At 61.5% G+C, this 14,398-nt stretch carries 10 protein-coding genes; all 10 read right to left on the bottom strand.

The window, feature by feature from the left end; translation table 11 throughout:
• Positions 1-829 precede the first annotated feature (829 nt).
• The 10 genes from IB241_RS25090 to IB241_RS25045 all read right to left on the bottom strand — a co-directional run bounded on the left by IB241_RS25090 (position 830) and on the right by IB241_RS25045 (position 14,397).
• Positions 830-2,533, bottom strand: coding sequence for an AMP-binding protein (locus IB241_RS25090; RefSeq protein WP_192300870.1), 1,704 nt, complete (start codon positions 2,531-2,533; stop codon positions 830-832).
• Positions 2,534-2,564: 31 nt separating this feature from the next.
• Positions 2,565-3,863 carry an acetyl-CoA C-acetyltransferase gene (locus IB241_RS25085; protein ID WP_192300869.1) on the bottom strand — a complete coding sequence of 433 codons (1,299 nt, stop codon included), beginning with the start codon at positions 3,861-3,863 and terminating at the stop codon, positions 2,565-2,567.
• Complete coding sequence (locus IB241_RS25080; protein WP_192300868.1) at positions 3,860-4,750, bottom strand: MaoC/PaaZ C-terminal domain-containing protein; 891 nt, start codon at positions 4,748-4,750, stop codon at positions 3,860-3,862. Before IB241_RS25080 ends, IB241_RS25085 begins: the two co-directional genes overlap by 4 nt.
• A 3-nt stretch (positions 4,751-4,753) precedes the next feature.
• Positions 4,754-6,097 carry a 3-oxoacyl-ACP reductase gene (locus tag IB241_RS25075; RefSeq protein WP_192300867.1) on the bottom strand — a complete coding sequence of 448 codons (1,344 nt, stop codon included), beginning with the start codon at positions 6,095-6,097 and terminating at the stop codon, positions 4,754-4,756.
• Positions 6,098-6,184: 87 nt separating this feature from the next.
• Positions 6,185-8,710, bottom strand: coding sequence for an acyl-CoA dehydrogenase (locus IB241_RS25070; RefSeq protein ID WP_192300866.1), 2,526 nt, complete (start codon positions 8,708-8,710; stop codon positions 6,185-6,187).
• A 292-nt stretch (positions 8,711-9,002) separates the two neighbouring features.
• Complete coding sequence (locus IB241_RS25065; protein WP_192300865.1) at positions 9,003-10,427, bottom strand: outer membrane protein transport protein; 1,425 nt, start codon at positions 10,425-10,427, stop codon at positions 9,003-9,005.
• 128 nt (positions 10,428-10,555) lie between these two features.
• Entirely contained in the window at positions 10,556-11,059 is a 504-nt protein-coding gene (praB, locus tag IB241_RS25060) for an alkane oxidation protein activator PraB (protein WP_192300864.1), read from the bottom strand.
• Positions 11,060-11,192: 133 nt separating this feature from the next.
• Entirely contained in the window at positions 11,193-11,687 is a 495-nt protein-coding gene (praA, locus tag IB241_RS25055) for an alkane oxidation protein activator PraA (protein WP_192300863.1), read from the bottom strand.
• Positions 11,688-11,823: 136 nt separating this feature from the next.
• On the bottom strand, positions 11,824-13,104 hold the full coding sequence (locus IB241_RS25050) for an alkane 1-monooxygenase (protein ID WP_192300862.1): 1,281 nt from the start codon (positions 13,102-13,104) through the stop codon (positions 11,824-11,826).
• 294 nt (positions 13,105-13,398) lie between these two features.
• Positions 13,399-14,397, bottom strand: a complete 999-nt coding sequence (locus tag IB241_RS25045; protein WP_192300861.1) for an alpha/beta fold hydrolase — start codon at positions 14,395-14,397, stop codon at positions 13,399-13,401.
• Between the last annotated feature and the right edge of the window lies 1 nt (position 14,398).

The raw sequence follows: 14,398 nt of genomic DNA, 5'->3' as shown, positions 1-14,398 counted from the left end.
CGCGGGCAAGCCCGCTCCCACATTTGAGCTGTGTTGCTGGGATGTCAGTGTTCGGCTGGAGATCCCTCTCACACCGCCAATCCCCTGTGGGAGCTGTCGAGCTTTAGCGAGGCTGCGAAGGCGGTGGTACTGCTGGTGGAGATGTTGGCTGAACCACCGCTTTCGCGGGCAAGCCCGCTCCCACATTTGAGCTGTGTAGCTGGGATGTCAGCGCTCGGCTGGAGATCCCTCTCACACCGCCAATCCCCTGTGGGAGCTGCCGAGCTTTAGCGAGGCTGCGAAGGCGGCGGTACTGTTGGTAGAGGTGTTGGCTTAACCATCGCTTTCGCGGGCAAGCCCGCTCCCACATTTGAGCTGTGTTGCTGGGATGTCAGCGCTCGGCTGGAGATCCCTCTCACACCGCCAATCCCCTGTGGGAGCTGTCGAGCTTTAGCGAGGCTGCGAAGGCGGTGGTACTGTTGGTAGAGGTGTTGGCTGAACCACCGCTTTCGCGGGCAAGCCCGCTCCCACATTTGAGCTGTGTTGCTGGGATGTCAGTGTTCGGCTGGAGATCCCTCTCACACCGCCAATCCCCTGTGGGAGCTGTCGAGCTTTAGCGAGGCTGCGAAGGCGGCGGTACTGTTGGTAGAGGTGTTGGCTGAACCACCGCTTTCGCGGGCAAGCCCGCTCCCACATTTGAGCTGTGTTGCTGGGATGTCAGTGTTCGGCTGGAGATCGCCCGGGCACCGCCAATCCCCTGTGGGAGCTGTCGAGCTTTGGCGAGGCTGCGAAGGCGGCGGCACTGTTGGTAGAGGTGCTGGCCTCAATCATCGAGTCCCCCGCCTGTTTATCAGCGTAACGCCCTGCGCAGCACCTTGCCGACTGTGGTCTTGGGCAGTTCGGTGGTCCGAAACTCTACGTACCTGGGCACCTTGTACCCCGTCAGGTATTCCCGGCAATGGGCGAGAATCTGTTCCTGCGTCAGGTTCGGGTCCTTGCGCACCACGATGATCTTGACCTTCTCCCCGGTCACCGCATCCTCGACGCCCACGGCTGCCACTTCGGCGACGCCCGGGTGCAGCGCCACCACGTCTTCGATCTCGTTGGGATATACGTTGAAACCCGAAACCAGGATCATGTCCTTCTTGCGGTCCACCAAGCGGATGTAACCGCGTTCGTCCATCACGCCAATATCCCCGGTCGACAACCACCCCTCGGCATCCAGCACCTCGGCCGTCTCTTTCGGGCGTTTCCAGTAGCCCTGCATCACCTGCGGGCCACGCACTTGCAGTTCGCCTTGCTCGCCGATGTCGGCCAGTTCACCGTCTTCGCGGATAAAGCGCACCCAGGTCGACGGCAACGGCACGCCGATGCTGCCGGTAAAGTCCATCTCGCGCATGCGCGCAATGTTGATCGGGCTGATACTCACCACCGGCGAGCATTCGGTCAGGCCGTAGCCTTCGATAATCGGCAGCCCGGTGACCTCCTTCCAGCGCTTGGCCACTGCGGTGTGAGTGGCCATGCCACCCGCAATCACCATGCGCAAATTGGAAAAATCCCGCGCGCAGAACTCCTTGTTCTCCAGCAAACCGTTAAACAAGGTGTTGACCCCGGCAATGCCGTTGAAGCGCTCCTTGCGCAGGATCATCTGCACCCGCTTCACATCACGCGGGTTGGCGATCAGGATGTTGCGCCCGCCCAGGCACATGAACATCAGGCAATTCACCGTCAGCGAAAAGATGTGATACAGCGGCAGCAAGGTGACGTTGGTTTCCTGTTTGTCCTGGTCCAGTTGGTCACCGACCCAGGCCTTGGCTTGCAGCAGGTTGGCGATGATATTGCGGTGGCTGAGCATCACGCCCTTGGCATCGCCGGTGGTACCGCCGGTGTATTGCAGGAAGGCCAGGTCGTCGAGGCCCATGGGCACCGGGAAGTGATTGAGCGCGCGCCCTTGCGTGAGCACCCGGTTGAAGCGCAACGCACCCGGCAGATTGAAGCGCGGCACCTGCTTTTGCACGTGACGCAGGATGAAGTTCATCGCTGCCCCCTTGAAGGTGCCGAGCAAGTCACCGATGGCTGCCACCACCACGCGCTTGACGCTGCTGCCAGCCACGGCCTTTTCCAGGGTGTGGGCGAAGTTCTCGAAGATCACCACCGTCTCGGCACCGCTGTCCTTGAGCAGATGCTTGAGTTCATGGGCGGTGTACAGCGGGTTGACGTTGACCACCACCGCACCAGCCAAAATCGTACCCAACAGGCAGATCGGGTACTGCAAGCAGTTGGGCATCATCAGCGCCACGCGGTCGCCTTTCTGCACGCCCTGCCCTTGCAGCCAGGCGGCGAACGCGATGCCCTGGATGTGCCAGTCGGCGTAGGTCATTTCGGTGCCGATGCTCACATAGGCCACACGCTCGCGGAATTTTTCCAGGTGCTCCAGGAACACTTCGCGCAGCGACGGGTAATCCTCGATCCCGGCATCGATGTCCGCCGGCACGCCAGGCAGGTACGCGTTCAGCCAGATCCGTTCGGTGTGTTCCAGGCTTACAGTGCTCATGGCAGTCTCCTTGTTGTTGTTTTTGATAGAGCTACTTTTCGACGATGGCGGTAATGCCCAGCCCGCCCGCAGCGCAGATGGAAATCAGGCCGCGCCCGCCGCCGTTCGCATGGATGGTCTTGGCCAGCGTCGCCAGTTGCCGGCCGCCGGTAGCGGCAAACGGATGGCCACAGCCCAGCGAGCCGCCGTTGACGTTCATTTTGGCGCGGTCGATGGCGCCCAGCGGCGCGTCCAGGCCCAGGCGTTCGCGGCAGTAGTCGGCGTCTTCCCAGGCCTTGAGCGTGCACAGCACCTGGGCGGCGAAGGCTTCGTGGATTTCAAAGAAATCGAAGTCCTTGAAGCTCAGGCCCTCGCGTTGGAGCATGCGTGGTACGGCGTAGGCCGGGGCCATCAGCAGGCCCTCGGTGCCGTCGACAAAATTCACCGCCGCTGTTTCGCCGGTGCGTAGATACGCCAGCACCGGCCAGCCATTGGCGGCAGCCCATTGCTCGCTGGCCAGCAGCACCACCGAGGCGCCATCGGTCAACGGCGTGGAGTTACCCGCCGTGAGCGTACCGTTCTGGCGGTCGTAGGCCGGGCCCAGGCTGGCGAGTTTCTCCAGGCTGGTGTCGGCACGCAGGTTGTTGTCCCGCGCCAGGCCACGATGGGGGCTGATCAGGTCATCGAAAAAGCCCCGCCGGTAGGCGGCGTCGAGGCGTTGATGGCTGGTCAGCGTCAGCTCATCCTGGGCCAGGCGCTTGATCTGCCAGCGCTTGGCCATTTCCTCGCAGTGCTCGCCCATGGACAGCCCGGTACGCGGCTCGCCATTGCGCGGCAGCAATGGTTTGAAAAACATCGATGGGCGCACCTTGAGCAAGCTCTTCACCTTGTCGCCCAGGCCTTTGGCGCGATTGGCCGCGAGCAAGGTGTGGCGCAGGGCTTCGTTGATGCCGATGGGCGCATCGGAGGTGGTGTCCGCGCCGCCTGCGATACCCACTTCGATCTGGCCGAGGGCGATTTTATTCGCCACCAGCAGCGCCGCTTCCAGGCCAGTGCCGCAGGCTTGTTGCACGTCGTAGGCCGGTGTGTCCGGGGACAAGGTGGTGGACAGCAGCGACTCACGCGCCAGGTTGAAATCCCGCGAATGCTTGATCACGGCCCCGGCGGCAAACTCGCCAAGACGCTGGCCGTGCAGGTTATAGCGGTCGACCAGACCTTGCAGCGCCGCCACCAGCAGGTCTTGGTTGCTGTCGTGGGCATACACGGTGTTGGAGCGAGCAAACGGGATACGGTTGCCGCCGATAATCGCCACGCGGCGAGTCGGAGCCGGGTTGAAGCTGTAGTCAGTCATCGACGGTTCTCATTCCAGACAAAGAGCCCGCGCATGTGCGGTTTATCACCGGCAAAATTGCGCACCTCAAACTCACGGCGCGGGCCGCTTGCGGGGTGGTTCCACAGGGCGACCTGGCCAGGCAGGAAAATCGGCAGCTTGAAGTCGCAATGGGCCTCGGCCTGGTCCAGCCCGCCGGGCGGTTGCTGGGCTGCAAGTGCACGGCCGAGGGTCCACATGCCGTGGGCAATGGCGCGCCGAAAGCCAAAGAGCTTCGCGCCGATCACCGAGGTGTGGATCGGATTGAAATCCCCCGACACCCTGGCAAAACGCCGGCCAAGGTCGGCGGGCAATACCCAGCGCTGGGTGCGCAGCAGGCCTTCTTCCTGCAACGGCAAACCATCATTCCACGGCTCACCGACCGGATTTTTTACCTCTCGGCGCAGGTACAGGCTGTCGCTTTCCCACACCAGGCTGCCTTCACTGTAGGCACGGGTGGCGATGCTCAGCGCCTGGCCCTTGGGATGCGCGACCCAGCGCGCGCAGAACACTTCCAGGCGCAAGGCCTGGCCCTCGTGCAGGCGCCGGTGCTGACGGATGCGATTGGCCAGGTGCACCATGCCGCTGGCCGGGTACGGAAAACTTGGCCGCGTCAGCAGCATCAAGTGCAGCGGGAACGCCAACACATGGGGAAACGACAGCGGCACGCCCTGCTCATGGCGAAAACCGCAGGCACGCCCATAGGCGCCAATCTCGGCAGCCGACAACGCCACCGCCGAGCGCACCAGACGTTCCACGGGCAGCGCGGGCGGCCCATCGAGTTTGGGTTTACGCAGGCCGCGCAGGCCATCCATCAGCAGTTGGCTGCGCGACGGCGGTGGATCGATAATCTGTGTCACGTAGTCCATGGCTCAAGCTCCCAGCAGGCTTTGCCCGCACACCCGTACGACTTGGCCGTTGACCGCGCCGGACGCCGGATGCGCCAGCCAGGCAATCGTCTCGGCCACATCTATCGGCTGGCCGCCCTGGGACAACGAATTCATGCGTCGCCCCGCCTCGCGGATCATCAGCGGGATCTTCGCGGTCATCTGGGTTTCGATAAACCCCGGTGCCACCGCATTCACCGTGACCTGGCGCGCCGCCGCCTGCGGCGCGAGGCCCTGCACCAGGCCGATCACCCCGGCCTTGGAGGTGGCGTAGTTGCTCTGCCCGAGGTTGCCGGCGATGCCGGAGATCGACGACACACACACGATGCGCCCACCAGGATTGACGCCCTGGTTGTCCAGCAGCGCATTGCTCAGGTGCAACGGCGCTTCCAGGTTGACCGCCAGCACCCTGCGCCAGGCGGCTTCGGTCATTTTGGCGATGGTTTTGTCGCGAGTGATCCCGGCGTTGTGCACCACCACGTCGAAAGCGCCGTATTGGCTGACATGGGCGTGCAACAAGGTGGCCGCGTCGGCGCTGCTGATGTCCAACGGCAACGCTGAACCGCCTACGCTGTCGGCCGCCTGTTGCAGGGATTCCTGGGCCGGGGGCACATCCACACACACCACGTGCGCACCGTCGCGGGCCAGCACCTGGGCAATCGCCAGGCCGATGCCACGGGACGCGCCGGTGACCAGTGCGCGACGGCCGGTGAAGGGTTTGTCCCAGTTGACGGCAACGTGGCCATCGACCGGCGGTTCCAGGCGTACCACTTGCCCCGAGACGTAGGCCGAACGGCGCGACAGGAAGAAGCGCAGGCTGCTGTCCAGCGCGTCTTCGGCGCCCGGCGCAACATAGAGCAATTGCACGGTGATCGCGCGGCGCAGTTCCTTGGCCAGCGAACGCACCAGACCTTCCAGCGCACGCTGGGCGATGGCCTGGGGCAAGTCCGCACAGTGTTCCGGCGCGGTGCCGAGCACCACCACACGGCCGTGCTGGCCGAGACGCTTGGCGTTGGCGTGGAAAAACACATAGAGCTCATCGAGTTGTTGCAGGCCGCTGATGTCGCTGGCATCAAACACCGCACCCTGCACCTTGCCGGTGGACGGCGCCGTGAGGGTCGCCGCGGTGGCGGTGACCGTGTCGGTGGCGCTGAACAGCTGTTGCACGTGTGCGGTCAGGCGCCCGGCCCCGGCGACGATCACCGGGTTGACCAAGCCTGGTTGGCCGCTGCGGTGGCGTTGCAGCGCCAAGGGCTGCGGCAAGCCGACGGCCTGGGCCAGGCGACGGCCCCAGGGGGAGTTAACAAAAGATAAGTAGCTGTCACTCATAGAAAGATCCACTCACAGTGTCTTGACCTGTAAACCCGGCCCCTGTGGGCGCCGGCAAGCCCGACTCCCACATTGGCCGCGTTGCAGCTAATTCACCGAGGCGTTTTCGCCTTGGCTGCTACGGCGCTTGGTCGCTGGTTCCAGCGCTTGCTTGCGCTGCTGCAACGCTTCCAGCAGCCCGAAGTCCTGCGGGAAGTCGTCGACCTGGATCGCGTGGTCGGCGTATTCCACATACCGCGCCAGCAAGCTGTCTTCGTCGTCGCTGATCAAATCCAGCGCCCGCGCCTTGACGCGCCAGGCGGTGAAGGCCGTGGCGGAAATCGGCAGGGGTTCGATCAGGCCTTGTTTGATCGCAGGTTTGAGCCGTGCGTCGATCAACTCCACCTGTGGCAATAAACGGAACCCCAGTTCGCCATACGCCAACTTGTCGATTTCCGGCCGTGGGATGTAGGAATTGGCCAGCAGACGGTCGCGGGTTTCGCCGGGGGTCTGCACCACCTCGGCCACTTGGGCCAGCAGGCGATCCGACGGTTTGCGCGATGGAATCCCGAACGGAAAACTCAAGCCGCGCAGCACCGCCGCAGCCGCTTGCGACGGGTAGTTGGCGAGCACTTCGGCCAACGCTTCATGCGCTCGCAGCAAGGCATCCTGGGCCGACCAGTGCACCAGGGGCAGGTCCGCCTGCGGCCGACCGTCGTCCTCGAAGCGCTTGAGCACGCAGGACAAAATGTACAGCTGCGACAGAATATCCCCCAGGCGTCCGGTGATACTTTCCTTGCGCTTGAGCGCACCGCCCAGCACCCCCATGGAAATGTCCGAGACCAACGCCAGTACCACCGACAGCCGATTGGCCTGGCGGTAGTAGGACGCCAGCGCCGGGTCGGTCTTGGCTGGTGCGGAGAGTAGCCGCCCACCCGTCAGGGAATGCACCGCCGCGCGTACGGTGTTGGCCAACACAAAGCTCACATGGCCGAACATTGCGCTGTCGAACTCTTCCAGGGCTTTGCGCCGGTCAGGGTTGCGCGCCGCTTCCATCTCGCGGAACACATAAGGATGGCAACGGATCAGGCCCTGGCCATAGATGATCAGGCAGCGGGTCATGATGTTCGCGCCTTCTACCGTGATGGCAATCGGGCTTTGCTGGTAGGCACGGGCGAGGAAGTTGTTCGGCCCCATGCAGATACCCTTGCCGGCGACGATGTCCATGCCGTCGTTGACGATAATCCGCGCACGCTCTGTCACGTGGTACTTGGCGATGGCCGAGATCACCGAGGGCTTCTCCCCCGCATCGAGGGACGCCACCGACACTTTGCGCACCGCATCGCAGGCATACAGGTGCCCGGCCATGCGCGCCAACGGTGCCTGCACGCCTTCGAACTTACCGATGGGCAGGCCGAACTGTTTGCGCATCGCCGCGTACGCCGTGGTGCCGCGCACCGCCACCTTGCCCAGGCCGACGTTGGCCGACGGCAGGGAAATGGCGCGCCCTGCTGCCAGGCATTCCATCAACATGCGCCAGCCATTGCCGATCTGCTCGCGGCCGCCGATTACCCATTCCAGTGGGATAAAAACGTCTTTGCCGGTGGTCGGGCCGTTCTGGAATACCGCGTTCAGCGGCCAGTGGCGCCGACCGCTGTTGACGCCGGAATGGGACGTCGGAATCAACGCACATGTGATGCCCAGGGAGCCGGCGGCGCCGAGCAAACCGTCCGGGTCTTCGGCGCGGAACGCCAGGCCGAGCACGGTAGCAATGGGGCCCAGGGTGATGTAGCGCTTGTCCCAGGTCACGCGAAAACCCAGGACTTCCTGGCCCTCATGCCTGCCTTTGCAGACGATGCCGAGATCCGGAATCGCCCCGGCATCGGAGCCCGCGTAGGGGCTGGTCAGGGCAAAACACGGGATGTCTTCGCCCCGCGCCAGGCGCGGCAGGTAGTAGTTGCGCTGGGCATCGGTGCCGTAATGCAGCAGCAGCTCGGCCGGGCCCAGGGAGTTGGGCACCATCACCGAAATCGCCGCCGCCGAGCAGCGCGTCGACAGCTTCATCACCACCTGCGAATGCGCGTAATGGGAGAAGCCTTTGCCGCCGTACTGCTTGGGGATGATCATGCCGAGGAAACCGGCGTCCTTGGTGTACTGCCAGCCCTCGGGGGACATGTCCTGCCAGACCTGGGTGGTTTCCCAGTCATTGGCGATGTCGCAGAGGGTTTCCACCTCGTTGTCGAGGAAGGCTTGTTCTTCTGCGCTGAGGCGCGCTGGCGCGGCGTGCAACAGACGTTGCCAGTCGGGCTTGCCGCTGAACAACTCGGCGTCCCACCACACCGTGCCAGACTCGATGGCCGCGCGCTCGGTGTCGGACATTGCCGGCATGATTGTACGAAACAGGCCGAGGGCCTTGTTGGTCAACAACACGCGGCGCAAGGGTTTGATGCTCAGCAGCGCAGCCGGTGCCAGCACCAGCAGCGCTGCGACCGTCACGCCAACAGCAGCCACTACGTTGAACAGGTAGCCCACTGCCAGCCAGATCAGGCCGGCGCCCAGCCACAGGGTGGCGGCAGCTTGTCGATACGCCAAAGCAATCGCGGCTGCGAAACCCATCAATAACCAGATAACCATAGGGATACCTCTACTCGATTCAGGGTACGGCTGTGACGCGACAGGTCCTACAGACCTGCGGCGTAAAGCCACACTACAAACTTGGAAAGAAAAATTCAAATTTTGTTTTGAAATTTTTATTTAATGCTTGGGCGAAAAAATCACCGACTGAACAGGGTCAGCCAGATACGTTGATTGAGTGGGAAATCGGAACGGGTCGCGTGCGACCCGTCGATGCATGACCGGCATGGAATACGACAGAAAGATGCGCTGACTGCCCACTCATACCGGTATTGCGGGACGTTACGCGGGATCAGAACTCGTAGGTCACCCCCAGGCTGACGACATCGCCGTAGGCGTCGGCTTTACCGTCCAGCGATGCACCGCCAAGACGGTCCTGGTTGTGGGTTTTCAACTTGGCCTTTTCCACGAACTGGTGGGAGTAGGAACCGTCGATGCCCAGGCCGGGGATGGCGCGGACTTTGTAGCCAAAGCCCAGGGAGGTGAAGATCCGATCGCCGTCCGGGATACGCGGGTCGCGGGTGGAGTTGCGGGTCGGTGTCTGGTCAGTCGCCACACCGGCGCGCAAGGTGAAGTCGTCGGTGAGTTTGTAGTCGCCACCGAGGGAGACCATCCAGGCATCCTTGTAGTTGTAAGGGATGGCGACGATGGTCGAACCTTCAGACTTCAACGTCAGGTTTTTGAACGATGACCATTGGGTCCAAGTGACACTGGCGCCGAGGGTCAGGCGGTCCAGGCTGCCGGTGAAACTGTGTACCCAGTCGATGGAAGCGTTGGCAGGCACATCCAACTGCGTCGAGGCTTTACCGTTCATTTGCAGGTTCAGGCCAGGGTACAAAAGACCCGGCAACCCACCCTCGATCAGCCCCGTCGACCCTTCATCGGCGTAGATATTGTATTTGCCCTCAAGCTTGTTCTTGATCTTGGCGTGGTAGTTCAAACCGACAGTGTCCTGCAGTGTTGGTTTCCAGGCCAGACCGGCAAACCAACCCACCGAGGTGTTGTCGACTTTGACGCGCATCAGCGAATAGCCAATGCCCGCCGGAAATGGAATCGAATTCGGCGCAAGCGCCGCCGCCGCATACAAGTCAACGTTCTGGCTGACGAAACCTTTGGTGTGCTGAACAATTGCACCAGCGCCGATAGAGAATTGATCATTGACCTTGAACGACAGCGATCCGGTCAACCCAACGGTTTCGATCCGTGTGTCAACCGCGAAATCCCGGCCCTTCCAGTCATTGTCCCAGGTGGTACGCGCGCCCATGGGCACGACTTGGCTCAGGCCAAAGGCGAAACGATCACCGATAGGCATGACCATGAACCCAGTCGGCAGCCAGGCCGTAAAACCGCCTTGGCCACCATCACCGGTGCGCGGCACTGAAGTGGGCTCAAAGGTATCGGGGTCAAAGGTCGTGGATGACGTAGGGTTGCCGGCATAGTCCTTGGCCGTGCCTTTGTATTTGATATTGATGCGTGCGTAGTCAACATTGAACTGCGCAATGTTGTGATCAATAAACGCCATGGCGGCAGGGTTGTTAAAGGCCGATGACGGGTCATTCTTAAACATCGAACCACCACCAAAAGCCCGACCCCAACCTTCTGCCCCGAAGGTCGGAGTAGAGAAGCCACCGGCATGTGCCGAGCCGGCAGTCGCAATCAAGCCTCCCAACAACGCAAGACCGAGGAATGCGTGCGCCTGCTGTTTCTTATTGTTCATGCTCCACTCCTTATTATTGTTTTCAACCATGATCGGTTGCGCCGATATGGCCTGAAGCAGCAGGTGCCTTTTGCAAGACACCTGCTTTTTTTCAACGTGTGATCACCACGTCAAATCAGCCAGTTGCATTAAGGGTTAAGCGTGAATTGCGGAGACGGTGTGACATTGAGCGCGGTGATCTTGCACTTGCCGACTGTTTGCGCAGTACCGATGGTCAGGGCATGGGTCGCGTTATCGAACTTCACATCGATCGTGGCAGGGGCAGTGGCGCAATCATTTACGATCTTGAAGTTAACGCCAGACACCGTGCCGGTGTACACGCCCGACGTACCGGCGCCAGGCGTCAGTGTCCAAGGCAGGCCCAGCAGAACCGGAACGCCACACAAGCCGCCGCCGGTAACAGTGGCGCCGGTGATCGACGCTGAAGCCCCCCCAGCGGCAACTGAGCCGGTGAAAACAATGCCGCAGTTCACAGGGATGCCAAGAGACGCTGGCGAACTCACGGCAATCGTACCGCCTGGCGTGGTGAACGCTGTTGGGTTAGGGGTAATGGTGCTGGCATTGGCCATCGACGCAGCACCCATGCAAACAGCCAAAGCAGACAACGATACGAGGGTTTTCAAACTTTTCATTGTTTTTCCTCACATGTTATGGCGAATTCATTTCGCCAGGGGGTAATGGCCATGAACGAGAGGTCACGGTGAAACTGCAGAACTTCCCTTTCCAGCCAAATCTCAATTCGATTACCACAACAACATCTGATGCTTATTCAACAACCTTGAAGTTTGGCGGCATCTTGATCGATACCGTTTTGATCTTGCAGTCTTCGCCAATCGGTACATTGCTCGCTTCCAACTTGCCGGTGGCGTTATCCCACGTGCCATCGGCCGTAGATGGCCCGCACTTGCCGCCCAGGCCAAAGGCGTGCACATCCACGCTGATCTTCGACATGGAACCACTCTTGGTGTCTTTGGCGATCAAGACCCACGGCAAGTTGATGGCTTCGACGCGGCTGCACTTGAGGCCGCCGTCGAACTCGACTTTATCGACATTCACCGAAGTGCCGTCGGCCGCAACTTTGCCGGCGACCTTGATGGTGCAGTCGGCGCTGATCAGCGCGCCCTTGGAAAAGCTGATCGGGCCCTGGGCCGTAAAAGCGCTGCCGGCGGGCTCGATGCGCGCGGCCTGGGCCTGTTGATAGGCAATCAACCCAAGTGCGGCCAATACGAGGTGGCTGGTGAACCTGGCAGGTGTGTGCATGGTGTACGTCCTTCCCTTGAAATTATTGTTGTTCGGGTCAAACAAACTTCTTGCAACTAACGTTCAGCGTAATTCGGGCGATAAAAACCTGCGCGATACACAGATCCCGAGTCCACTGTTGATCTATCAGTTCACATTAGAACGGCTTGGCACTGCCGCTGTACTTCTCCAGATACTTCAAGCGTTGCGACGGCTGAAGATTGGTCAGGGTTATATCCCCGGCATAGTGATTGAGTACCCGATGATCCATGCGGCGTCGCCACAAGTAGGGAACATAGGCCCATACAATCATGCTCGCGTAGCCATAAGGAAGTTGCGGTGATTCATCAAAGTGGCGCAACGACTGATAACTACGAGTGGGGTTGGCATGGTGGTCGGAGTGCCGTTGCAGTTGAAACAGGAAGATATTGGTGACAATCCGATTACTGTTCCAGGAGTGGCGTGGCGAACAACGTTCATACCGGCCATTGGGCAACTTCTGACGCTTGAGGCCGTAATGTTCGACATAGTTGACCACTTCAAGCAGCGAGAACCCGTAGATGCCCTGGATCAGCAGGAACGGAATCACCGCTGCCCCCAGCCAGGCAATCATCGCGCCCCACAACACCACGCTGTACATCCAGGCGCTGAGCACACCGTTGCGCCAGTGCCAGGCCGGCAGGCCGAGTTTGCGCAGGCGTTCGCGCTCGAGGTTCCAGGCCGAACGGGCGCTGAACCACACCGAGCGCGGCAGGAAGGCCCAGAAGCTTTCCCCCAGGCGTGAACTGGCCGGGTCTTCCGGGGTGGCGACGCGCACGTGATGGCCACGGTTGTGTTCGGTGTAGAAGTGCCCATAGAAGGTCGGCGCCAGGGTGACCTTGGCGAGAAACACTTCCAGCGCATTGGGTTTGTGCCCCAGTTCGTGGGCGGTGTTGATGGCGATGCCGGTGGCGGCGCCGGTCGACATGGCCATGCCCAGGTAGGTGAACCAGCTCAGCTCGCCATGCAACTGCGTACGCGCGGTGACGTAGGCGGCGGCGCGGGCCGGCCAGCTGGCGGGGTCGAGATCGGCGGCGGCGTGCAACAGGCCGCCGCCGATGATCCAGTCGATGCCGCCGGCGGCCAGCCAGCCAGTGATCACCACCGATGAGATCACGAACAGCACGCCGGTGTAGACGATCCAGCGGTAGTAGCGTTGGGATTCAAGCTGGCTGACGGCGGATTCAGGCGGGTTGCTGACGTCTTCGCCGAGCAGGCCGTCGATCAGTGGGATCAGGCCGAAGATCACCAGTACACCGACCCACCACAATTGCTGGATGCCCGTACTGATGGCAAGCGCGCCGGACAACAGCGGCGTGGCCAGCGGCATGATGCCCAACCACCACAGGTGGCGCTTGCCGTCGGTCCATACACTTGGCGCTGCGAGGGTCTGGTTCATGGCAGCCTCCGCGACAGGGAGACCCGAAACAGGTTCGTGGAGCGTGGGATGCTCCAGGAAATTGACCATGCGATAAAAGGCGTTTTTTTCATTTTTATTCGCTCTTAGGCATTTCAAAAATCATTTCAAAATATAAATTGAAATATTTTTTTAAATAAATAACGCGGAATCGATAGGTCGTCAACTACTTTTTCGAGGGCTTTTTTACGTGACCGGACAGTCTGTTTTTCAGCTGTCTGGTCAGGTCTCTAGAGCAAGCATTTGCGCCGATCCACCCCGCAACGAGGGCCACGTTTATTTGTTCGCCATGGCAAATGGCGGGTGCAAAACCGTGGCGTTTTGCGGCGCTCGGGTGCGTTTGGCGACCTGCTGCACCACCTCGACCACACGCGCGACGGCGGTGATCGGCAGCATATGGCCGCGCCCTTCCACCAACTGCAGCTTCAGCCCCGGCACCTTGTCGGCCAGGGCCTGGCCATGTTTGCGAAAGTCCAACACCTGATCCCGTGCGCCATAGATCAGGCCGATGGGCAGGCGCAGTTGCGGGTAGCGCTTGACCATGCCTGGCAGGTGATCGTTGACGCGATTGATCTCGGTGGAGGCGGCGTAGAAGTTGGCGGGGCGCATGCCGAGCATGCCGCCGCCACGGGTGGCAAAATCCTCGGGCGCGGGGTCCGGCGCGAATACGCCCTTGACCACTGAACCTTGGGTCAGCAGCCCGATGGGCACGGTCAACGTGTGTGACAGCCAACGTCGCAGCCACGCCGGGCGAACGGCCAGCGACAGGAATACCAACGGCAACATCCGCTGCGGATGGCTCAACGGCGCCACCAGTACCAACCCGCCCACAGCCTGGGGATGATCGAGGGCCAACGCCAGGGCAATCGCCCCGCCGAGGGAGTGGCCCAGCACCAATGGTCGCTCAAGACCCAGCACCTTGATGAATCCGGCGATTTGCCGCGCCTGGCCCGGCAGGTCGGCCGCAGTACCCGCATGCCGCGTGGAATACCCCGATCCTGGTCGATCAACGCTGATCACCCGGAACTGCTCACGCAACGGGGCGGACAAGGCATACGTCAGGTTACGACTGCTGCCCATCAGCCCGTGAATCATGACCAGCGGCGGGCCCTTGCCCTCCTCCACATAATGAAAGCGTTCGCCATCGACCTCGACGAAGCGCCCATCAATCGGCACCGCCGCTTCAATGCGCCGCGTCATCCGCGCACTGAATCGCCATAACAGCGCACTCCCCCCTGCCAACACAGCCGCAGCGACAACCCACTCGACAGCCATA

Origin of the sequence: Pseudomonas sp. PDM05 (genome assembly GCF_014851685.1) — a bacterium.
Classification (GTDB): Bacteria; Pseudomonadota; Gammaproteobacteria; order Pseudomonadales; family Pseudomonadaceae; genus Aquipseudomonas.
Note: the sequence above shows the minus strand (reverse complement) of the source record. Positions and strands in the feature narration are given on the sequence as shown.